This is a genomic window from Deminuibacter soli, assembly GCF_003412455.1.
GTDB classification, from domain to species: Bacteria; Bacteroidota; Bacteroidia; order Chitinophagales; family Chitinophagaceae; genus Deminuibacter; species Deminuibacter soli.
The window spans coordinates 60,734-83,370 of the sequence record NZ_QTJU01000010.1 but is presented as its reverse complement, the minus strand read 5'-3'; the positions used below and the strand labels follow the sequence as shown (position 1 = coordinate 83,370).

The window sequence follows — 22,637 nt, the reverse complement described above, 5'->3', positions numbered from 1 at the left end:
TACAGGAGAAGACCGGTTATGTGCCGGTCTTTTTTTGTAATATCGGTCTGCAGAAAAATAATCATCACTTATCCCTTTCGCAGTACAAAACCTTCATATGATACCAGCCGCCTATACTGATTTTTACCGTCGCGTAGTGGGCAAGTTTGTTTCCCTTACCGATGAGGAGTGGGCAGTGTTTACCGGTTTTCTTACCCTGAAAGAACTGGGTAAAAAAGAGCTGTTCACCGCAGAAGGCAAGGTGTGTACGGAAGTGGCTTTTATTGTATCGGGTTCATTCCGCCTGTACTTTATAAAAGACGGCATTGAATACTCCAATTATTTCTGTTTTGAAGGTGACTTGATCAGTTCCTTTAAAAGTTATCTTACGCAAACACCCGGTCACTTTACCATCGATGCCATGGAGCCTTCGGTATTGCTGTGTTATACCTACCAGGGCATGCAGCAGATGCTGGCGCACCCGCTGATTGGTTATAAAATGGAACGTTACGGCAGGCTGGTGAGCGAGTACCTCAACTGCTGTTATGAAGACCGGCTGGAAGGTTTTGTAACCCAAACACCGGAAGAGCGCTATTGCAGCCTGCTGCAATCCGGTTACGATATTATGCAGCGTATTCCCCAGCATTATGTGGCCAATTTTCTTGGCATTACACCCGTTTCACTTTCCCGCATCCGCAAAAGACTGATGGAAAGCCGCAGTGCTTTATAAAAATGGCGGCATGCCGGTTTCTTATCTTTTGTTAACGGTTTGAGCGGGCAGGCACTGCTAGCTTTGTGTTACAAAATCAAAACAACATGCATACTATTTTAGGCGCAGGCGGGGCAGTAAGCAACGTATTACAACAACAACTGGAAGCAAACCATTTGCCCGTACGTTTAATCAGCCGTAAACCCATTACCAGTACCGGCAATACCACCTGGGTAAAAGCCGATCTGTTACAATACCATGAACTGGCAGCCGCTGCCGAAGGTTCAACCGTTATTTACCTGTGCGCAGGCTTACAATACAACATCAAGGTGTGGCGCGAGCAATGGCCGGTGATTATGCGCAATGTGATTAACCTGGCCAAAGCCAATAAAGCCAGGCTTATTTTCTTTGACAATGTTTACATGTACGGACTGGTAAACGGTGTTATGACAGAAGAAACACCTTATCACCCCGTAAGCGCCAAAGGCGAAGTGCGTGCAGGCATTGCCGACATGCTGATGCGCGAAGTAAAAAACGGTGAACTCAATGCCAGCATATTGCGCGGCGCAGATTTTTACGGTGCAGGTGATAAAAGCTTTTTCGACCTGATGGTGCTCAGGAAATATGCTGCAGGCAAATCAGCACAATGGCTGGGTAAAACCAATGTGAAACACAACTTCACTTATATACCCGATGCAGGCAGGGCAATGTACCTGCTGGGACAAACACCCGCCACAGACAACCAGGTATGGCATGCGCCTACGGCTGCACCTTTAACCGGTAAGGAGTTGATGGAAATGGCTGCGAAAACCTATGGTGTTAAGCCGGGCTATTCTACTATTCCCAAGTTTATGCTGCGTATTCTTGGATTGTTTAACAGCGATATCAAAGAAATGCCCGAGATGCAGTACCAGTATGTATACGATTACCAGTTTGGCTCTAAGAAATTTGAAGACTATTTCCAGATTAAGCCCACATCATACGAAGCAGGTATGGCAGAACTGAAGAAGACAATGTTTAAACCAAGGTGATCAATCGTACGTTGAAATACATCGACAATCGACAGTCGAGACGATCTGGGCGAGTTCCGTTTAACCATCAAGCCATCAATCCATTCAACCATCCAAAAAGTTAACTTTCGGAACGGAATATAAATCGCAACTTTGCGGCCTGAAAAAATCTGGTACCCAATGGATGGCAGTAACGGCTTTACGATTTTATTTTCATTCAACGACGAACGGAAAGAATTTCCTTTTATTAACGGCAGCGACCGTTTTCAGGCGTATGTTACCAGGAAAGACATGGATGTGCCGGTGTATTTTGTTACGAGGCTGCATCGTTACGACGTGTACGAAGTAACGGCGCTGATTGCGAGTTACCAGCTTACCCGCGCAGAGACTAAACCGGGCGTGCATAACTGGATGGAAATCCGCACGCGGCAGAGCAATGCATTTATGGAAGCCATTGGGCAGGCCATTGACGCTCAGGAGAAGGCAGGCGTTAAAATGGTGTATTAAAGGCAAACCCCGGTCACACAGGTCAACGTGCGGCCGGGGTTTTGTATGTTTAGTAACCCAGGGTAAAACGTTTGCGGATGAATTGTTTTTTCTCCAGTTCGTCTGCCAGCGCTACGGCCAGGTCTTCTACCGAAATTTCACTTTTGCCGGCTGCATCAAATACCGGTTCATCGGTGCCCAGGCGAAACTGCGCGGTGCGCGTGCCGGGATGCAGCATAATAGCCGGGCTAAGGAACGTCCAGTCCAACCCGTTTTCTTTTTTCAATTCTTCATAATAATCACGTGCTGCGGCAGCGCCGGTTTTCCATTGTGCGGGAAACTCAGGTGTATCCACCAATTGCACACCGGGTTTAATGTACAGGCTGCCTGCGCCGCCAATGACCAGCAAACGGGGCACACCGGCATCTTTTGCCGCCTGCTGAATACTGCGCGAGCCTGCCAAAAAATCGTTGTACAGGTTCTCATCTGTAATGCCTGCGCTAAAAGCACTTAATACGGCATCATGGCCGCTCAGCAGGGGCGTAAGCGCACCGGTATTGTTTACGTCGGCTGCTATTACTTTTAAATTCGGGTTTTCTGTGGTTATTTTAGCGGGGTTGCGTACAATCGCCGTTACCTGGTGACCGCGGTTCAGCAATTCTGACAAAAGTGGTGTGCCTGTGAAACCTGAGGCGCCGATCAATGCAATTTTCATATTCGATGGTTTTATTTGTAATAAAGTTTGTTACAGTTATAGGTAAAAAATTAGTCAAACCGATCTGCAAACTGCTGCAAGGTGGTTTGGCCCAGCTGTTTTTCCAGCGCCCGCTCAGCCTCTTCGTATAAATTATCCAGGTGCTGGCTTACCTGCCTGCCCACTGCACAATCGGGGTTCGGTGTGTTTTTAGCATTACCCAGCAGCGCGTTGTTTTGTTTAACAGCCTGGTATACCTGCGATAATAAAATGGTTTTTGCGGGTTTAGCCAGCCTGCTGCCGCCGTTTTTCCCTTCCTTGCTTTCTATTAACCCAAACTCCCGCAGGTTCAACAACTCTTTGCGTACCAGCACAGGGTTAATATTGATGCTGCCTGCCAGGAATTCTGATGAAATCCATTCCTCGTGCAGCTTCGACAGCAATACCAGTATGTGCATAGAGATCGCAAACCGGCCGTTGTTCATTCTGTAATTTTATTTGTTACAGTACAAAGGTAATAAAAATGGTTTGATGGAAGCATTGTTTGATTGTTTTGAGACATTTTTTAATTTAAACAGGCAGGATCCGTGCAATAGCCGCCTGCCTGGTAGTGGCTTGTATAAATTGGTAAAATGAACGGGCGGCGGGGATATTTTCAGCATGGTTATGGCTGGATAGCTTTTGTTGAACGCAGGGCTTTTATTTTACCTGGAATGCTAATCAACTTGGGAATTAATGCTATTTTATTTAGTATTTTTATGCTAAATGAAAAGCCTGTGAGTGACCGGATAATGGAAAAGCTCAGCATACTGTCTGATGCTGCCAAATACGATGTTTCGTGCGCTTCGAGCGGGAGCAAGAGAGAAAACCACAATAAAGGATTGGGTAATGCCAGCAATGGTATTTGTCATGCCTACACAGAAGATGGCCGTTGCGTATCGCTGCTGAAAATACTGTTGACCAATTTCTGCATTTACAACTGCGCCTATTGCGTAAGCCGCAGCAGCAATGATATTCAGCGTGCGGCGTTTACCGTGCAGGAAGTGGTTGACCTCACCATTAATTTTTACCGCCGCAATTATATTGAAGGATTGTTTTTAAGCTCCGGCATTTTTAAAAATGCAGACTATACCATGGAGCGGCTGGTGCTGGTGGCGCGCAAGCTGCGTACGGAACACAAGTTCAACGGCTATATCCATCTTAAAGCCATTCCCGGCGCCAGTGAAGCCCTGCTGCAGGAAGCGGGTTTGTATGCAGACAGGCTGAGTATAAACGTGGAAATGCCTACGGAGCAAAGTTTACAATTGCTGGCGCCTGATAAAAAACGCAACGATATGCTGCAGCCCATGCAGTACCTGCAGCAGCAGATCAACGGTTATGCGACAGAGAAAAAACGCATCGCCAAAACGCCTTTGTTTGCGCCTGCCGGTCAAAGCACGCAAATGGTGATTGGCGCTACACCTGAAAACGACTGGCAAATACTGGGCATGGCGCATTTGTTTTACCGTAAGCTGCAGCTGAAACGCGTGTACTATTCCGGTTACGTTCCTGTCAGCCATGATAACCGGTTGCCGGCCATTGGTACGCCTGTGCCTATGGTCAGGGAAAACCGGCTGTACCAGGCTGACTGGCTGATGCGGTATTACGGATTTGACGTGCGCGAAATTGTGAATGAAACCTACCCGCACCTGGATATGGAGATAGACCCTAAACTCAGCTGGGCGCTGCGCAACCTGGAGCAGTTCCCGGTAGATGTAAACAAGGCCGATGTATCACTGATTATGCGGGTGCCGGGTATCGGGATACAATCTGCCCAACGTATTGCAGCAGCCAGGCAACACAGCCGCGTGAATGCAGATTTGCTGCAAAAGCTGGGCATTGCTTACAACAAGGCCAAATACTTTCTTGCATTGCCATCGGGCCATATGCCGCGGCATGATTACACGGCTGCGCAGTTGCGGGAACAGCTTGTACGCATGCAGCAAAGTAAGTATCAAGCCAATTTTTCACCACAACTACAATTGTTTTAACATGGTAATGGTATTATACGATGGCAGTTTTGAAGGGTGGCTTACTGCTGTATTTGAAATATATGAATACAAGCTGGCGGATGTGCAGTTTGCACAGGAGCATGCCTGCAATCTATCTATGTTTCACAGCAGGCATACAGTGCAAACCAATGCAGCAAAGGCACGCAGGGTATGGCAGTCGCTGGTGCAGCGCAATTCCATTGATGCAGCCAATGCGGTGTATCATACTTTCCTGAGCGAGCAGCAGGGGATAGATGCGGTGTTGCTGCGGTATATGCAGCATGCGTTTAAACAGCAGAAACCGGTAGAAACGGATTACAGTCACCCTTCGGTGATCACGGTGATTCAAACAGACCGCAAGGTGCGCCGTGAAAAGCACCGCATGGAGGCGTTCATCCGTTTTCAGCTCACCGGCGATGGTTTGTATTATGCCATTGCTGAGCCCGACTACAATGTGCTGCCATTGATCAGCCGGCATTTTGAGCAGCGTTATGCCGATCAGCGCTGGGTGATTTATGACGGCAGGAGAAAGTATGGCATTTACTACGATCTTAAACAGGTAAGCACAGTGCAGATGCAGTTCTCACAACAGGTTCAGGCATCTGCAATACAACAGGCTTATGATGAAAATGAACAATTGTACCAGCAGTTGTGGCAGCGTTATTTCAGCAGTGTTAATATCAAGGCGCGTAAGAATACGCGTTTACACCTGCAGCACATGCCGCGGCGGTACTGGCGTTATTTGCCGGAGAAAATGCCAGAGGGCCGGTGAATGGTGAGGGGATCACTTGTGAATAGTGTCCATAGGACCTCCTTTGGAGAATAGGCAATTAGTGAATGCGGGCTTTATGCATCCGTCGGGAATGAACATTAAACTTGAAACCTTAAACCTTAAACCGGCTTTCATTTGCATTTCAGCATCCAGGTTTCGCGTATTTTTTGCGGGGCACCTTCTTCCTGGGTGGGATAGGCGTGCGTGTGCAGGAGGTGCAGGGAGCTGAGTTTTTCGGGAGCAGCGGAGAGCCGTTTGGCGATGGAGAAACCACATTCGTTGAAGAAGACTTCTGCTGCTTCGAAACTGTCGAACTTCTTTTCTTCTACTTTGTGGGCGGCAAGAAATTGTGCGGTAGCATCATCAGGTTCAGGTGCGCCGCCTTTCTTTTTGATATAAATATCGCCTGTTATCCAGTAACCGCCGCGTTCCATCAGTGCATTGTGCACAATTACACACAGCTTGCGTTTTTCCAGTTCGTTAAGGTATACCAGCAAACCCTCGTTGAGTATAACAACCGGGCCTTCGGGCAGCAAGGCCAGTTGCTGCAGCATGGCATTGGCATCGAGGGCATTGATGGCAGCCACTACCAGGTTATCGCGCGAAAGATCGCGGGTGGCCTTGATTTCGTCAACAATGCGCCGCTTGGAATAAATGATTTCGGGCAGGTCTGAATCGATGTAAAATACAGACGGGTCTTCCGTCATAGCCAACCCGCGGAAGGAGTAACCGGCGCCTATTTCAAAAATGTTTTTGATACCCGATTCCATGAGCAGCTGGTCTACTGTCCAGTAACGGTTTTCAAAATGCACCAGTCGTTTCAGGAATATGGGTGTAGCTGCTTTCTGTGCCATCTGTTCATAACCCAGTTTGCCCCATATAAGCTCGGCAGCTTCACGGGCATAAGGTATATGCGTTAAACCTTTGGCCAGTAACAGGCCGGTGGCGCTTGGGCTGATAGTGCTGTAATCGCGGATGGAGGAGCGCATGGTAACCAGATTGATGGGGCAAACAATGGCAATGCTTTAACATATGCGTATATGAAACTACAAAATTAAACCCTGAAAACACAGTCTTTTGTGGAAATGATTGCGCAGCGAACAGTGTTTCTACTGAACAGAATGCGCATTACAAACGGTAAAACAGGGATGGCATAGTTTTTTTGAAGGATAGGGTAATTAAATCCATTTGTATGAGAAGCATATTATATCTGTTAGCCGTAATACTGATTATAGGATGGTTGCTGGGCTTTTTCGTATACAGCGCAACCGGTTTAATACACATTCTGCTGGTGCTTGCCGTTATATCCCTGTTACTGGGCTTAATACGCGGCGGAACCAATGTGTAGCCTTCAACCGGAGGCATGGCAGCAGTCATACATAACCATACATCAGTTAAGGCCCTGCAGTAAACATTGAACACACAACATATTCACCATTCTGGTGCCCAGGCGTACCCGGATGGTGAATATTTTTTTATACGGGATACTGTTTTTTGCAGCAGGGAAATAAAAAGATAGTTTTGCCGCTTCTAATAAGCGTGTATGAAAGGGAATTACAGCCAGCTGAGGGCCATGTTAGCTATTACGAAAGGCAGTGTCAGGTCTATTTTTCGCAGTCCTTCAGCGGTTTTCTTCAGTCTGGGTTTTCCGCTGGTATTTATACTGGTATTCGGTTTTCTCGGTAAAGGCGGGGGCGTTTCGCTGGATATTGCATTTGCCAGGCAAACCGACACCACCAACGAAATATACCAGAAAATCAAGTACCAGTCGGGTTTCAGGGTAAAGGAGGCATCCGGGGAAATTATCCGGGAAGATCTTGAAAAAGGCCGTTTAACTGCTGTGCTTAACATCCAGAAGGGCGGTGCAGCCCATGCCGCTTACACGGTACATCTGACTACTTCAGAGGCCGTGAACCCCAGGAACATACAGATACTGCAGTCTATCCTCAAGGGTATTGTGGAAGAACTGGATCAACAGCGCTTTCCCGATGCACCTACAGTTGCGCAAATTGATGCCCATGTGCAACAGATCCCCGGCCGCGTATACCGCTCCATTGATTTTATTTTACCCGGACAGCTGGGCTTTTCGTTGCTCAGTGCGTCTATATTCGGCGTGGCGTTCCTGTTTTTCAACCTGCGCCAGCAACTGGTGCTGAAACGCTTTTTTGCAACGCCCATTACACGCCCGTACATTATCATGGGGGAAGCGTTGAGCAGGGTATTGTTCCAACTGCTTACTGCGGTGATTATCGTGGGCATCGGCACTTTGTTTTTTCATTTCACCCTGGTGAATGGTTTTATCACTTTTATTGAAATCATGCTGCTGAGTTTTATTGCACTCATCGTATTTATGGGCGGCGGTTTTATTGTAAGCAGTGTAGCCAAAAATGAAAGTGTGATACCCCTGTTTGCCAACATACTTACGCTGCCGCAGTTTTTGCTGGCAGGCACTTTTTTCCCGATAGAAAGTTTTCCCGGCTGGCTGCAGCCTTTGTGCAGGGCATTGCCGTTAACGCATTTCAATATTGCTATGCGCAACATTGCTTTTGAAGGCGCAAGCCTGGTCAGCTGCTGGCAGAATATCGGGGTGTTGCTGATTTGGGGAGTGGTGGTATATGGGGTGGCGATTAAGGTGTTTAAGTGGGAGTAGTGGGTGGAGGAACTGGTGAATGAACTTAGTGTTTTTCCGTGAGACGTCAGTCGTGAGTGATTTAGCGAATAGCAAATTCGGAATCGAGACATCACAGTAGAGGCTATAAACTTCAAACGTCAAACTTCAAACATTAAACTTCAAACGTCAAACCCTTAAACTATTAAACTATCGAACAATTGAACTATTTGATTAAACATATACAAGCTTACAGCTTGAGCTAAAAACTTTTTCTTATGCGTTTTGTAAAATTGGCGCTTATCAGCCTGGTGGTTTTGTTTGTGTTGACAACCTGTATAGGGCTGCTGTTTTCTTCCAAGGTGGTGGTGACAAGGTTAATTACCCTGAAGCAACCGCCGGCCAAAGTAATGGCTGCAGCGGGGGATATTAGCCAGTGGGGTAACTGGATGGAAGGGGTGAAGGAGAATGGTCTTACCGTAACAAAGGGGGATGGAAAAACGGTGCAGTCTGTTGCTGCAATTGGTACAACTACCATCACGGTTACTGCGGCAGATGCACAGCAGTTTTTAACTACCTGGAGAAGCGCACGCGGTTACGAACAACACAGTGGCTTTGTGCTGTCGCCCGATGCAGCAGGCACTTCTACTACGGTTACCTGGTTTTTTGAACAGGATTTGAAATGGTATCCATGGGAGCGGTTTGGCTCTATGATGAATGATAAGATATTGGGTCCAACGATGGAGAAAGGATTGGAGGGGTTGAAGAAATTCGTCTCTAACTAAAAAGTCCCGCCCAGGCGGGATTTTTTAATTAGAGAATCTGAGAATTTGAAAATGTGCAATTTGCCGGAAGCAGCATTTTTTATGGTTGGATGGTTTTATGGCCGGAGTTTTTTCAAGGCATTCTATAACGCCTTTTTTGATTGATATTGCCTGGTTTTCACTTCTTAATAAAAGCTTAAAGTACAATAAAGTAGGCCGGGCGTTGCTGAATAATTAACTGATTATTAATATTATATTATTTTTATTCACTATATTTTGTGTAATACAGCCACTTAAGCGGGGTACAAAATGTCAGGTATTTTGGCATAACCGCGGGTAATTCATCAAACGTTTCTTATATTGAATTATGAACATTCTGGTAACGGGCGCAAATGGGTTTTTAGGCCAGCATCTGACGTTATTTCTGGCGGCGAAAGGGCTCCGGGTTTGGGCTACAGGCCGTAACGAATGCCGCATTCCGGGCAAACAGGTTTTTGAATATATCTCCGCTGATTTAACGGGCAGGGATGCGGTTAATGAGCTGATAAAAACCGTGCGTCCGCAGTGTGTAATTCATACGGCTGCCATGAGCAAACCCGATGAATGCCTGCTGCGTCCGGAAACCTGTTTGCAGCACAATGTAGAGGCAACGCATTACCTGCTGGAAGCATCTGTGGAGTTATCGAAGAACGTTCACTTTATCTATGTATCGACCGACTTTATTTTTGGTGAAGGTGGTCCGCATACAGAAGATACCCGCCCTGAACCGCTGAATTTTTACGGCCGCACCAAGTGGATGGCTGAGCAGCTGGTAGAACAGAGCGGTTTGCCTTTCTGCATTGTTCGCCCGGCGTTTATTTACGGCGAATTGTGGGAGGGCATGCGCCCCAGTTTTATTCAATGGGTGCAGCAGAGTTTGGCAAAAGGCCAGTCCATTAAAGTAGTGGGCGACCAATACCGCACACCCACGTACGTGCTTGATTTGTGTGCCGGTATTTACGCCATTGCCACGCAGTTGAAGACAGGTCCTTTTCACCTGGCAGGCGACGAAGTAGTAACGCCTTACCAACTGGCTGTTACCACTGCCGAAGTGCTGGGACTTGACAAGGCACTGATTGAGGAAGTGAGCGCGCAGACCTTCAAAGAACCGGTACAGCGCGCAAAAAGTTCCGGGTTAAAAATCGACAAAGCCCGGCAGGAGCTGGGTTATAGCCCGGTTACCTGCAAAGAAGGCATCGCACGCAGCTTTAACTATTTCTGATATGGAGCAGCAAACACCTTTACAGAAGTATTTTGCGCAACGGGTTAAAAACGTGTTCAACCACCTGCACGATTTTGACCTGAATGGTGATGATACGTCGCTGCACGACTTCAGGGTGGAGATGAAAAAGCTGCGGGCCGTAGTAAAATTCCTGCAACAGGTATATCCCAAACAAAAACTCAAACGCCCGGCTCATTTGCTTCGCGCAGTATTCCAGGAGGCCGGTGAAATACGCGAGTACCAGCTATTACAGCAATGGCTCGAAAAACATCGTTTAAAGGCCATACAGGAGCATTATTTTCCTGCCCTGCGGCTGGAACAGATGATGATGGCATTCCGGCTGCGGAGTGATCATTACCAGGCCGATTTCAAGGAAATTATTGAACACAGTGCACCGTTTGTAGCCAGTACAAATGAAATTCTGGCAGAACAATATTTTGTAGACCTGAACGCACACCTGCAGGAAATGACCAACGGCGACCTGCCTGCCACTGAATGGCATGAACTGCGCAAGCGCATTAAACAATGGCTGTATGCCATTAACTGGATACGTCCGGAAGAAGCAGCTGAAAAAGAACCTTCCCTTTCGTACTACAACAAACTGCAGGAGCAGATAGGCCAGTGGCACGATCTTGAAATGATACGCGACAGTTTTGCACAAAAACAGATTTATTTGTCGCAGGATATTGATGTGCAGAAAGATTTCAATATTGCCGCCGAAAAACTCAACCACTCCATGCGCTACCGCGAGCGCCAGATAGAAGAAATGCTCTCCCGCCAGGCGGCGTGAAGCCGTGAATCAATTCGGGAATCGACAGTCGACACAGCGAGATCATCTTAGCGGGTATTCAATAACTTCTACTTATTGCCGAGGCGATTTACTGCAAGCAAGTTTGCAGCTGTTCCCTGTCGTGCATGATCGTAGCGTATTAAAACTGTTTGCCTTTGCGGCCTTGCTCCCTTGCGATCTTTGCGTGAAATGTGGTATACACTCAACGTCGTTGACGGTTTAACTAAACAAGTTATCAGCTTAAAGCTTATTACTGGCTTTGAATAAAATAAACGTCCCGATTGCGAAAAAAGCCGTAATTTTTATTGGCTAAAAACTAACTATATTATGAGGAAACTTTTACCAAAACTGTTGGCTCCTCTCACCTTAACTTTTGGCCTGTGTGCTTCTGTGGCCAATGCACAAACCGTGGCTTACGCGGTAACTTCAGACAGTCTTATCGGTTTAAACTGGAACGTGTTCCGTGCTGTTGACCTGGGCAGTGGTGCAGGCGGCGATGCATTGGGCCGTGCGCCGGTAACCGACAAGGTGATGAATACAACCGGGGTAAGCAAAGTGGCTGCCTGTGCGTATGACCGCACATCGGGCAAGCTGTATTTTGTGGTGCTGCCCATGAATGATTTATACGTGGTAACGCCCAATGGCCGTAATATCCCCGAGAAAATAGGTACGTTGCCACTGCCTGCGCCTGCCACACCGGGCTCTGAAGAAAACAATATTACGCGCATGGCAATAGGTGTGGATGGCCGTGGCTATGCCCTGAGCAATAACGGCAACCACCTGTTTGCGTTTACGGCAGGCAAGCATCCGGTGATTACTGAACTGGGGGCTTTGAAAGACGCTGCTTCCAACGGTGCACAGTCTGTGCACACGCCGCTGAACAGCTGGGGCGGCGATATGGTGGCTGATGTGAATGGTTTCCTGTACCTCATTGATATGTACAACAAGCTGTTTAAGATAGATGTAAACAAACTGGAAGCTACGCTGCAGGGCACTATACAAGGTTTGCCGCAGGGCTTTTACACCAATGGTGCTGCCGTTGATGATAACGATAAACTGGTACTAAGCTCGGTTACTTACGATAAGGGCTACTACCTGCTGGATATGTCTTCGCTGAAAGCCACGCCTGCTGCAGGTTCTAAAGGGGTGTACGGCGCATCTGACTTAACGAGCAGCAACCTGCTGTATGAAAACCGGAATAAAGACGTGGCCGTAAAAACCATACAACCGGCGCAGGACGTCAATCCCAATATCAGCGTATGGCCTAATCCCGTTACCAACGGGCAGTTCAGCGTGATCTTTAAGAATGTACCCAAAGGCGCCTATACGGTGCAGCTGATGGATATCAAGGGTAACCTGTTCAGTTCTTATGTAACAAAAGTAGATGTAGCCGGACAGAATATTGTATACCGTTATGGCAGCGATGTGTTAAACGGTATGTACTTCGTGAAGATTATCAGTGCCGATGGTAAAACGCACAGCACACACAAGATCATTGTTGCGGCACAATAATAAATAGCAAACCTGCCCGTTAGCTGTAATCCATACCTGTCCATAAATAAAGCTATCCGCTAAAAGCTAACCGCTATCCGCTCTGCTCTATCTTTGTAGAAAAGAAGGTTTATGGAAACATTGCCTGTTGATATTATTTCCAGGAAAGACGAGATTACGGCTGCGTTTTTCGAGCTGGTGGAAACGCATCTGGCTGAACTGAAGCAGCGCAAGGTGATACGCCGTTTTGCTGCGCATGATTTTGCTGCACAATTGTTTATACACCCCAGGCATTTAAGCAATACTATTAAGCTAACCACCGGTCAGTCACCCTGCACCATTATGGAAGAACGGGTTACTTCTGAAGCGCAGCAAATGCTGGCAGATACGAGCTTGTCTGTCGCGGAAGTGGGCGAGCGGTTCGGGTACGTGGAATCGTCCAGTTTTATCAAGTTTTTTAAGGGCATGACCGGTACTACGCCCTTGCAATACCGCAAAAAAATAAAAGAGCCTTCCTGAGAATCTGAAGCTTGAACTATTTTCCCTGCACCGGTGCGCAGTAGTTTTGTGTGATAAAACAAGAAAAATCATATATAAGATGACACAAACCAGGAAAATAGCCCTTATCACCGGCGGTAGCCGCGGACTGGGTAAAAACATGGCGCTCAGTATTGCCAAGCGTGGTACCGATGTGCTGTTCACCTACAACAGCAAAAAAGACGAAGCCGATGCAGTGGTAAAACAGCTGGAAGCAGCAGGCATAAAAGCGGCAGCGCTGCAACTCAATGTGGCTGACATTAAAAGCTTTGACAATTTCTTCATGCAGGTACGCAGCACGTTACAATCCGTTTTCGGTGCAGATAAAATCACCTACCTTGTTAACAATGCAGGCGTTGGTTTTCATGAGCCTTTCGCAACAACTACAGAAGAGCAGTTCGATAATATGCTCAACATCCATTTTAAAGCTGTTTTCTTTCTCTCGCAAAAAGCATTGCCACTGCTGGAAGATGGCGGTGGCATTGTAAATGTATCTACCGGTCTGGCGCGTTTCTGCATACCCGGCTCCAGCACCTATGCTGCTATGAAGGGCGCAGTAGAAGTACTGAGCCGTTACATGGCCAAAGAGCTGGGAGCAAGGGGCATTCGTGTAAATGTGATTGCACCCGGTGCTATTGCAACTGATTTCAGCGGTGGTCTGGTGCGCGACAATCCTGAAGTAAATGCCGGTATCGCCGCACAAACCGCACTGGGCAGGGTAGGCCGCCCGGATGATATCGGTAGCGTAGTCGCCTTCCTTTGCAGTGATGATGCCAAATGGGTGAATGCACAAAGACTGGAAGCTTCAGGCGGGATGTTCTTGTAATAAAGGGATTACTTTTCAACCATTGCCCGGGCCAGGCTATATCATCACAATACATTCCGTTCAAAGGCCTTGTTGCCAAACAGGTAAGGCATCAGGAAGCTGGCGCTGCTGCCGATGATAATGATCATGCCGATGAGCAGTTGCCTGAATTCAATGGTGAGTTCGTGGATGGGAGAGCGTACCACACCGGTGGATTGCCAGATGCAGAACAGGGTAAGCGCTGCAAACAATAGCATGTAAACCGCGTTGCCTGCGCGGCCCAGGGCCTGCTGCAGGGCATAGTAAACAAGTCCGGCTATTACCAGTAGTATATGGCAGCCAATGATGATAGAGGGTACATTGATAATAGCCGATAAGGTAAAGCCGGTGTTGAAGCGGTAAATAAAGCCATACAATAAACACGTAAGTGTGGCTGCAATGCCGCAGAAAAGGCCGGTAAGCACGGCTTTGGAAAAACGCGTTTGCTGGTATTCGTATATGTGCATGGTAAATGAATTGACGGGTGAATAGTTATTGTTGTTTTACAGAACGGCGTACCAGCCTGCGCCCGCGTACCATCCACCTGCGTGTGATGCGTGGTGATTCAAAGTGTGCGCTCTGGTAACGGCTGTCGCCATAATATTTTAAGATATCTGCCGAAGTAATATAACCGGTGTACTGCATGCTGTCTGCATCTTTCACCACAGCCAGTTTGCTGATGCCAAACCTGCCCATCAGCTCTGCTGCGGTAGCCGCATTATCATTCAGCAGAACAGCAGGTGCATTGTGCACAGTGCTGCCCGGCGCTGCATGGTACAACTGTTGTACGCTTGCGCCCTGTAATACGTCAGGCTCATACGCATCGGGTGTTTTAACACCGCGGCGGATGATCTTTTCTGTCATAATGCTGCCTTTCATCAAAAAGAAAGAAACGGCATATGCTGCTGCACAGGCGCCCAGTAATGGCAGCAGCCCATTGCTTTGCCCGGTGGTTTCCAGCGCAAACACAATAGACGTAAGCACTGCGCGTGAAGCGCCGGCAAACATAGCTGCCATGCCGATAAGTGCGGCAGTAGGGATGTTGATGCCTGCATCAGGAAACAGGTGCTGGCCCAGTATGCCCAGTGCAGCGCCCAGTGCGCCGCCAATGGTGAACAGTGGTGCCAGTGTACCGCCCGATGTGCCGCTGCCGAGTGCAATAACCCAGCTGATGAATTTGAGCACGCACAGGGATAAGATCAGTTGCAAAGGCGCATTGCCTTCCAGCAAATGGCTGATATTGCTGTAGCCCACACCCATGGTATACGGTGCAAAGTAACCCACTACACCAACGGCCACTGCACCTATGGCTGGCCACCACATAAAATGGATGGGCAGTTTTTCAAACAGGTCTTCTACACCATACACCGCTTTGGTGATAAAGGCTGCAGCCACACCAATAAGCAAACCGCCGGCTACATAGGCGATCAATGCACTGCCGGAAGCCACAGGTATGGCAGGCATTTCAAACACCGGGTGACTTTCAAACAACAAGAGGTGCATGCCTGCGCCGGTTACACAAGCCAGTGTTACCGGTATAATGGAGCGCGGAGAAAATTCAAATAACAATAATTCAATGGCGAGCAATACAGCCGCAAGCGGGCTTCCGAATATGGCCGACATGCCTGCGCAGGAACCTGCTGCCAGCATGATCTTTCTTTCTGCCGCAGATATATGCATCAGTTGACCGGCTACAGAACCCAGCGCACCACCCGTGGCAATAATGGGGCCTTCTGCACCAAATGGTCCGCCCGTGCCTATAGAAACCGCTGCAGACAAGGGTTTCAGGAAGGTCATTCCCCAGGGTATCTTGCTGTTGTCAATCATGATCTTTTCCATGGCCTCGGGTATACCATGACCGCGTATGGCTTTGGAGCCGTAACGTGCCATCAGTCCTACGATAAGGCTGCCTGTAATAGGCACACCTATTACCAGTAATCCCAACCGGTTACCTGCAGGTGAAGCGGGCGCAAAGGAAAAACGGTGGTAAAAAGCGAGTTGGGTAATAAAGTCAATCAGGTAAACCAATCCGCGTGCAACAAAGCCAATGATCACTGCATTTAAAATGGCTTGCAGGCACAGGTAAACCACGCGTTTGTTTACAGGCGCAGTGCCTGCTGTGCTGCCCGGGCGTACAGGCATGCCGGTAAGGGAAGGGGAGATGGGTATAAATTCCTGTTCGGTATTCATGATACTGCCTTTGATGCTATTAAAGTATTGCTTATTTAATATTATACGTGCAAAATTAGTTATAAAATGAATTTAAAACATGGTTTGTGCAATATTTTAGAATAATGTTGCATTTTGGTAAAAAGCCTTATTATTGACGCATGCAAAATGGTAGCTGTAATTTGAATGATTGTTTCCTGTGCAGGCATTGTATGCCTGAGTGGAAGGCATTGATAGCGATAGAAAAGCAGAATGTTTTTGTTAAAAAAGGACAAACAATTTTCTCAGAAGGTGACCAGGTAACCGGTATTTACTTTGTTTACAGCGGCGCGGTAAAAGTGCACCAGTCATGGGGTTCAGAGAAAGAGCTGATTGTACGTTTTGCTGCAAAAGGCGATTTGTTGGGGCATCGCGGACTGGTAAAACAACATACCTACCCGGTATCTGCCACTGCGCTGGACGATACGCTGCTTTGTTATATTACACAGGAGTTGCTGGAAGCCACCTTTAAAACCAATCCCGCCTTTACCTATGTATTGATGCAGCAGTACGCGATGGAATTGCAGCAGGCAGAGCAGCGCATGCGAAACCTGGCATTGATGGAGGTAAAGGGGCGTGTGGCTGAAACGCTGCTCACCATAGAATCGGTGTTTGGAAAAGACAAAGAGAAATACATAAGCATTCCTGTAACCCGCCAGGATATTGCATCACATGCGGGTACTACCTATGAAACCGTTTTTAAACTCTTCAACGAATTAACTGCACAGAAGATCATTGCCACCGAAGGCAAACGTATTAAGATCAGTAAACCGGGTAAGCTAAAAGAACTCGTGGGGAATGGTTAAGTGATGTCGTTTGGTTAGCGCCGCTTTGTGAACTTTGTGGTTTTCCCTTGCGTTTCTTTGCGGTAAAAAATATCAATCATGCTTAACTAAACTGTATTGACTGGTGAATGGCTGGATGCTCCATCGCCGGAATGATTGCTTTATTCCGTACAACAGGTGTCCGCTTTCGTACGTTCCGGGTACAGGGATTTCTGGTTATATAATTGATTGTTAATTAATTGTATCACTGGCATAGGGTCTGATTTACCAGCCTAAACGTTTGCACATGTTCTTCAATTTTTTCAAAACAGCCTGGCGGAATCTGGTAAAGAACAAATTTTACAGCACCATCAATATTGCTGGCCTGGCCATTGGGCTGGCGGTAGGGATCATGATTTTGCTGTGGGTGCAGGATGAGTTTTCGTACGACCGCTTTCATGCAAATGCAGGTCATATGTACAAACTCAATGCACATCTTGGTGAAGGTGCGGCAGAACAGGTATGGAGCCCGCCTGCTCCGATGAGTGTGTTTGCAAAGCAAATACCTGAAGTGGAAAAAGTAGTGAGAGTAATGGGGCGCGACGAGCAGCTGGTGATTAACTGCAATGGCAAAAAGTTTGTTGAGAAGAATGCCGCCTTTGCTGACAGTAATTTCTTCCGTTTTTTTAGTTTCAGGTTACTGAAAGGCAATATTGCTGTTCCTTTTTCTGATATCAATTCAGTGATACTTTCCCAAACAGAAGCAAGGAAGCTTTTTGGTACTGAAGATGCTACCGGCAAAACGCTGCAGATAAGCAAAGAGAATTTTGTAGTATCTGGTATTATGGCTGATTTTCCGGCCAGCTCTTCCATGCATTACAGCATATTGTTTCCTATGACTTATTACGGCCGCCAGTTTACTGCCAGCGGCGGCAACATGAACTGGAAAACCATTGACGAGGATTTGGGTGATTATGGTTTTGAAGTTTACCTGCAGTTAAAACCCAATACCAATACTGCAGCAGTGGGTGATAAGCTGAGCAAAATTTTCTGGCAACACCGCAATGAAACCTTTGGTACACGTTTTACCTTACAGCCTTTCACTTCCATACACCTGGTGGCCAGTGACGGCAGTACCGGTGCATTGCAGATAACGCGCATATTTTTAATTGTGGCTATCCTGATACTGGTGATTGCCTGTATCAACTATGTAAACCTTTCTACTGCGCGTTCCATGCTTCGTGCAAAAGAAGTAAGCATGCGCAAGATTATTGGTGCAGCGCGCAAGCAATTGTTTTTGCAGTTTATTGTAGAATCTGCGCTGCTGTTTATGCTGGCATCGCTGCTTGCGTTTGGCATCATTTACCTGCTGATGCCTTTTTACAATGATCTTTCCGGCAAGCAGCTGCACTTCAGCTTGTCTGACAGCGGTATATGGCTTGTTGTTGGCTGCGCCATTACCGGCACGCTGATGTTGTCTTCTGTGTATCCTGCCTTGCTGCTGTCGTCATTTAAACCCATGCAGGCAATGCGCGGGAAAATTATTGCCGGCATTGGTAATGTGGCATTCAGGAAAACGCTGGTGGTTACGCAGTTTGTTTTTTCAGTGGGGTTAATCATCTCTACTATTGTAATCGGCGGCCAGTTAAAATACATCCGGGATAAAGATCTCGGGTTTGATAAAGAGCAGGTGTTTTCTTTCTTCCTGGATGATAAAATGTATATGCATTCAGAAGCTATACGTGAACAGCTGGCGAAGAACGCAGAAGTACTGTCGGTAGCGGGGTCGGACAATACGATGTCGAATACGCAGGGCATGACAACCGGCGATACAGATTGGGAAGGCAAGAACCCCAATACTTCGATGCTGGTGCATGTGAACCGCATTGATGAACATTTTATACCCTTGCTCAAACTCAAACTTGCTGCAGGGCATAATTTTGCAGGCGATAAAGCCGATTCGATGCATTTTATTGTGAACGAAGCGGCGGTGCGGCAAATGGGATTGAAAGACCCGATAGGCAAACGCTTTCAGCTGTGGCAGACAAAAGGTATTATTGTTGGTGTAACCAAAGACTTCAATTATAGTTCCCTGAAGAAACAGGTAGAGCCGGTGGTGTTTACCTACAAAACCAGGCTGGTTGCGGTGAATGTTAAAACGACTGCCAAAGGCGCAGCAGCCGCTGTTGATGCAGCGCGCAGTATATGGAACAGCTATGGCTCTGAATACCCGTTTAACTATACATTCCTGGATGCTGATTTTGATGCGATGTACAGAACCGATCAGCGCACCGGCAAGCTGTTTAACCTGTTTGCCCTGGTAGCAGTAGTGATTTCGTGTTTGGGTTTGTTTGGCCTGGCTACCTATACTGCGCAGGTTAAAACAAAAGAAATGGGTATCCGCAAAACACTGGGCGCAACTGTTGTGCAGTTAACCACATTACTGGCAAAAGACTTTGTGCAGCTGGTACTGCTTGCCTTTGTTATCGCATCTCCGCTTGCATGGGTGGGCATGCATTACTGGTTGCAGAATTACTCTTACCGCATTGGTATTGGCTGGTGGATATTTGCGCTGGCCGGGTTTATGATGATTGCTATTGCATTAATTACGGTGGGGTACCAGGCTATCCGCACGGCGAGTGCAAACCCGGTTAAAAGTCTGAAGGCAGAGTAAGGTTGCTGCATGCTGATACAAATGAGAAAGGAAGCGCTGTACAGTGCTTCCTTTCTGTTTTAAGAGTACCGGTTTGGCTAGTATTTATTGCGATATGCCCAGTTGTATGCGGGCGCTGTAGATGCTGGTATACAGCTCATCTACCGGTACGGCTTTGCGCGAATCTTTATTAATGTCTTTCCCTTCTTTTGACCATAGGAAAGGGTAGAAGCTGTATGCCTGGTTGCCGTCGAGCGCTGCAACTTCTGTCTTCCAGCTTTTCCAGCGCAGTGTTTTATAAAATGCTCCAAGATCTCCTTTAAAGCAGAACTGCAGAAAGTCAGAGTAGCCCATGTCTAAAGAATCCCAGGTAAGTGTATCTGGTGACAGGTAATAAACATTGCCGGCGTCTTTACCCAGTGCGCCGCCATTGATGGCAAAGAAACCGCCGGCTGCATCGTCGGCAATTAAGAGAAATGCAGGGCGGTCACCAATTGCTTTTATTGATTTGCCTACATTCCAGTCAGGGAGGCTTCTGTTCAGCTTTGTGCTGCCTGAGCCGAGAATGCGTATCCATCCATTGTCAATCAGCAGACCACCTGTAGCATAAATAATAGCGCCCATGGGCGAACGTGTGGTAACCTGTGTTTTGTATAAGGCATCACGTCCTTTGGCTGCATCAGCTTGCAATATTTCTACTTTGTTGGTGGCTGCATCTATCCATTGTTTTACCAATGGCCAGGCAGGATCGGTGATGTTGATTAAATCAGTAACGGGGCGCATGTTGTTTTGAGCCGTTGCAAAATATGCACTGCTTAAGCAAAACAGGGATAGTATCAGTTGTTTCATGTTTACGGAATGTGGGCTAAATATAAAACAAATAGGAAAGCAATAAAATTATCCGCCGGTAAAGCGCCTTCCTGCTGCCGGCAACTGATGAACACGCTGAACTGTGCGGTTTATACATTCCCGGGGCATGCATTTTGTTTATAGCTGTAATTTATTGATTTTTATTTCTGATAAACAACAGTGATGATTCCGTTCTGCGCAAACCATGTTGCAACAAGGGTTTTGTTGCATTCATTTTTTTCATTATTTATTTTTTTTATTGAATTATTCATTTAATTTGTGGACAAGGAACCGCACATCCTTACAAACTAACTGTACACTTACACTTTACAACATTCCGATTGCGAGGTCTATTTTAATAATCCGGAAAGTATGCCCGTACTTTTCAAGGGACTGGTATGCTAGTAAATGTAAAGGCGTTATGAGAAAAATGGATATTGAACTGGTTGGCAACATGCAGCTGGATGATGTTTCTGCTTTTGATGAACTGTACTGGAAATATCATCAGCCTGTTTACCGTAATGTTATCAAGCTGATTAAAGAACCCGAGGTGGCGGAAGACATCCTGCAGGAGGTTTTTATCCGTCTTTGGGAAAACAGGGCCAAACTGGATCCAACGCAATCTGTAGCCGGCTGGCTGTTTGTTATCAGCTTCAACTTGTCTGTCAACTACACACGCAAGCGCATGCGCGAGCAGGCATTACACAAATCCATGTTCAGCAGTGCGCAGGAACAGGCAGCTGATTTTCAGCTGTACGAGCGCCAGCACAAACTCCTGGAAACCGCTATAGCGCAGCTTTCCCCGCAAAAAAAGAAAATTGTTACACTCTGTAAGCTCGAGGGCAAAACCTATGAGGAGGCTGCCAATGAGCTCAATATATCCCGCCATACCGTGAAGGAATACCTGTCTTCTGCCATGGTTAATCTCAACGACTATATTAAATCGCATGCCAGGGAAAAAGACTGCATGCTGCTATTGCTCGCATTTATGGCAATACAATAGCGTAATGTATTAATATAAATTATATATTAATTTTTCTTGAAAATATTGTTAATCATACCCCCCTGCTTTTATCAACCGGGAGTATTTAATGTAAAAACTGCCCTTGAATAATAGAAAGGAATTTCTACAACAATTACTGGGTAAGAACACATGGACAAACACCGAACAGGAATGGCTGCGCGATTATCTGGACAACAACAATCTTTTTGAGCTGGAAGAAGTGTTGCGGCAGATGTACGATGAAGATGTTGTTGCAGATAGCAGTGCAGCAGATGAAGAGCGGTCGAGGCGCATGCTGGGCCGCATACATCAGCGGTTGTACAAGTCGAAGGTGAAATCCATGTTCCATATGCGCTGGCTGCGTTTGGCAGCCGCTGCTGCCGTATTTATCATAGCTGTAACAACAGCGGTAAAATGGATAGCAAAGCGCAGCAATGCCGACACTGCCAGGTGGCAGCAGGTAGTTACTGCTTCGCGTGAACGCAAGGTGGTGCACTTGCCCGATGGATCGGTAGTAACCATGGAAGCGGGCAGCAGCCTGCGTTTCAGGGAAGGAACAAACGATACGGAACGTGTTGTATATATGAAAGGGGAGGCCTTTTTTGACGTAAAAAAAAATCCTGAACGTCCCTTCATAGTGTATTCGCCTTTGCTGAAAACAGTTGTAATGGGTACTTCCTTTGAAGTAACCGACGATTCGGCAAATGCAAAAGTAGTAGTAGTTACAGGTGCGGTGCGGGTTGAACCCACAGGTTTTCATGCGCAGGGCGTAGTGTTGCATCATGAAGAAGCAACAGTGTATGGCGCATCAGATTTTACGCTGAAAAAAATGCCCGAACCGGCAGAAGCCAGGTTTAATAAGCAGCGCAGCGAAGGCAGGTTTGTTTACAACGGCACTGCCATGAGCACGGTTGTAGCTGATGTTGAACGGTATTATAAAGTCAATATCCGTATCAGCGATAAAATGAAGAATTGTTTGTATTACGGCACATTTGACATACATGACCGTATTGGCAAAGTGCTGAAGATAATTGCCTTGTCGATGAAAGCGAACCTGAGCGAAAAGGATTTGAACAAGACGTATATATTATCCGGCGGTAATTGTAACTAATCAACCCCAAACCCTGCTGCCAACATATAAGTGATCGCGTGTTTGCACATGTGGTAAGCCGTTCTGTGCTTACC

The 22,637-nt window shown here is 46.9% G+C and carries 23 protein-coding genes; 17 read left to right on the top strand and 6 right to left on the bottom strand.

What is annotated here, in order from left to right; translation table 11 throughout:
- Window positions 1–97: 97 nt before the first annotated feature.
- From DXN05_RS20580 to DXN05_RS20570, 3 genes are all read left to right on the top strand, one after another.
- Window positions 98–709 (top strand): Crp/Fnr family transcriptional regulator, encoded by a 612-nt coding sequence (locus tag DXN05_RS20580; protein ID WP_116849182.1) that lies wholly within the window; start codon window positions 98–100, stop codon window positions 707–709.
- An 86-nt stretch (window positions 710–795) separates the two neighbouring features.
- Window positions 796–1,719, top strand: coding sequence for an NAD-dependent epimerase/dehydratase family protein (locus DXN05_RS20575; RefSeq protein WP_116849181.1), 924 nt, complete (start codon window positions 796–798; stop codon window positions 1,717–1,719).
- 159 nt (window positions 1,720–1,878) lie between these two features.
- On the top strand, window positions 1,879–2,205 hold the full coding sequence (locus DXN05_RS20570; protein WP_116849180.1) for a hypothetical protein: 327 nt from the start codon (window positions 1,879–1,881) through the stop codon (window positions 2,203–2,205).
- 49 nt (window positions 2,206–2,254) lie between these two features.
- On the opposite strand, the gene DXN05_RS20565 is transcribed toward DXN05_RS20570, so the two are convergent.
- Together DXN05_RS20565 and DXN05_RS20560 are read right to left on the bottom strand one after the other, a co-directional pair.
- On the bottom strand, window positions 2,255–2,899 hold the full coding sequence (locus tag DXN05_RS20565) for an NAD(P)-dependent oxidoreductase (protein ID WP_116849179.1): 645 nt from the start codon (window positions 2,897–2,899) through the stop codon (window positions 2,255–2,257).
- Window positions 2,900–2,949: 50 nt separating this feature from the next.
- Window positions 2,950–3,363, bottom strand: coding sequence for an Rrf2 family transcriptional regulator (locus tag DXN05_RS20560; RefSeq protein ID WP_116849178.1), 414 nt, complete (start codon window positions 3,361–3,363; stop codon window positions 2,950–2,952).
- A 291-nt stretch (window positions 3,364–3,654) separates the two neighbouring features.
- Between DXN05_RS20560 and DXN05_RS20555 the strand changes: the two genes are divergently transcribed.
- Window positions 3,655–4,908: a putative DNA modification/repair radical SAM protein gene (locus DXN05_RS20555; protein WP_211330111.1), complete on the top strand. Its 1,254-nt coding sequence runs from the start codon at window positions 3,655–3,657 to the stop codon at window positions 4,906–4,908.
- A gap of 1 nt (window position 4,909) precedes the next feature.
- Window positions 4,910–5,680 carry a TIGR03915 family putative DNA repair protein gene (locus DXN05_RS20550; protein WP_116849176.1) on the top strand — a complete coding sequence of 257 codons (771 nt, stop codon included), beginning with the start codon at window positions 4,910–4,912 and terminating at the stop codon, window positions 5,678–5,680.
- A gap of 131 nt (window positions 5,681–5,811) precedes the next feature.
- Here the strand turns inward: DXN05_RS20550 and DXN05_RS20545 are convergent, their stop codons facing one another.
- Window positions 5,812–6,669 (bottom strand): class I SAM-dependent methyltransferase, encoded by an 858-nt coding sequence (locus DXN05_RS20545; RefSeq protein ID WP_116849175.1) that lies wholly within the window; start codon window positions 6,667–6,669, stop codon window positions 5,812–5,814.
- 203 nt (window positions 6,670–6,872) lie between these two features.
- Between DXN05_RS20545 and DXN05_RS20540 the strand changes: the two genes are divergently transcribed.
- From DXN05_RS20540 to DXN05_RS20505, 8 genes are all read left to right on the top strand, one after another.
- Entirely contained in the window at window positions 6,873–7,028 is a 156-nt protein-coding gene (locus tag DXN05_RS20540) for a lmo0937 family membrane protein (protein WP_116849174.1), read from the top strand.
- A 195-nt stretch (window positions 7,029–7,223) separates the two neighbouring features.
- On the top strand, window positions 7,224–8,330 hold the full coding sequence (locus tag DXN05_RS20535; RefSeq protein ID WP_116849173.1) for an ABC transporter permease: 1,107 nt from the start codon (window positions 7,224–7,226) through the stop codon (window positions 8,328–8,330).
- A gap of 236 nt (window positions 8,331–8,566) precedes the next feature.
- Complete coding sequence (locus DXN05_RS20530; RefSeq protein WP_116849172.1) at window positions 8,567–9,073, top strand: SRPBCC family protein; 507 nt, start codon at window positions 8,567–8,569, stop codon at window positions 9,071–9,073.
- A gap of 346 nt (window positions 9,074–9,419) precedes the next feature.
- Window positions 9,420–10,313 (top strand): SDR family oxidoreductase, encoded by an 894-nt coding sequence (locus DXN05_RS20525; protein WP_116849171.1) that lies wholly within the window; start codon window positions 9,420–9,422, stop codon window positions 10,311–10,313.
- A gap of 1 nt (window position 10,314) precedes the next feature.
- Window positions 10,315–11,103, top strand: a complete 789-nt coding sequence (locus DXN05_RS20520; RefSeq protein ID WP_116849170.1) for a CHAD domain-containing protein — start codon at window positions 10,315–10,317, stop codon at window positions 11,101–11,103.
- Between the two features lie 327 nt (window positions 11,104–11,430).
- Window positions 11,431–12,615, top strand: coding sequence for a T9SS type A sorting domain-containing protein (locus DXN05_RS20515; protein WP_116849169.1), 1,185 nt, complete (start codon window positions 11,431–11,433; stop codon window positions 12,613–12,615).
- A 111-nt stretch (window positions 12,616–12,726) separates the two neighbouring features.
- A complete protein-coding gene (locus tag DXN05_RS20510; protein WP_116849168.1) occupies window positions 12,727–13,113 on the top strand; it encodes a helix-turn-helix domain-containing protein in 387 nt (128 codons plus the stop codon).
- Window positions 13,114–13,192: 79 nt separating this feature from the next.
- Entirely contained in the window at window positions 13,193–13,957 is a 765-nt protein-coding gene (locus tag DXN05_RS20505; RefSeq protein ID WP_116849167.1) for an SDR family NAD(P)-dependent oxidoreductase, read from the top strand.
- A 44-nt stretch (window positions 13,958–14,001) separates the two neighbouring features.
- On the opposite strand, the gene DXN05_RS20500 is transcribed toward DXN05_RS20505, so the two are convergent.
- Together DXN05_RS20500 and DXN05_RS20495 are read right to left on the bottom strand one after the other, a co-directional pair.
- The gene (locus DXN05_RS20500) at window positions 14,002–14,442 is read right to left on the bottom strand and encodes a hypothetical protein (RefSeq protein WP_116849166.1); all 441 of its coding nucleotides are present in this window, start codon (window positions 14,440–14,442) and stop codon (window positions 14,002–14,004) included.
- Between the two features lie 25 nt (window positions 14,443–14,467).
- Complete coding sequence (locus DXN05_RS20495) at window positions 14,468–16,165, bottom strand: chloride channel protein (protein ID WP_116849165.1); 1,698 nt, start codon at window positions 16,163–16,165, stop codon at window positions 14,468–14,470.
- Window positions 16,166–16,356: 191 nt separating this feature from the next.
- Here DXN05_RS20495 and DXN05_RS20490 point away from each other — a divergent pair, with 191 nt between their 5' ends.
- Both DXN05_RS20490 and DXN05_RS20485 read left to right on the top strand, forming a co-directional pair.
- Entirely contained in the window at window positions 16,357–16,989 is a 633-nt protein-coding gene (locus DXN05_RS20490) for a Crp/Fnr family transcriptional regulator (RefSeq protein WP_245975263.1), read from the top strand.
- A gap of 265 nt (window positions 16,990–17,254) precedes the next feature.
- Window positions 17,255–19,621 (top strand): ABC transporter permease, encoded by a 2,367-nt coding sequence (locus tag DXN05_RS20485; protein WP_116849163.1) that lies wholly within the window; start codon window positions 17,255–17,257, stop codon window positions 19,619–19,621.
- An 84-nt stretch (window positions 19,622–19,705) separates the two neighbouring features.
- Here DXN05_RS20485 and DXN05_RS20480 read toward each other — a convergent pair whose 3' ends face one another.
- Complete coding sequence (locus DXN05_RS20480; protein ID WP_211330110.1) at window positions 19,706–20,449, bottom strand: DUF2625 domain-containing protein; 744 nt, start codon at window positions 20,447–20,449, stop codon at window positions 19,706–19,708.
- 421 nt (window positions 20,450–20,870) lie between these two features.
- Between DXN05_RS20480 and DXN05_RS20475 the strand changes: the two genes are divergently transcribed.
- Together DXN05_RS20475 and DXN05_RS20470 are read left to right on the top strand one after the other, a co-directional pair.
- A complete protein-coding gene (locus tag DXN05_RS20475; protein WP_116849161.1) occupies window positions 20,871–21,452 on the top strand; it encodes an RNA polymerase sigma factor in 582 nt (193 codons plus the stop codon).
- A 103-nt stretch (window positions 21,453–21,555) separates the two neighbouring features.
- Window positions 21,556–22,563, top strand: coding sequence for a FecR family protein (locus DXN05_RS20470; RefSeq protein ID WP_116849160.1), 1,008 nt, complete (start codon window positions 21,556–21,558; stop codon window positions 22,561–22,563).
- Window positions 22,564–22,637: the final 74 nt, after the last annotated feature.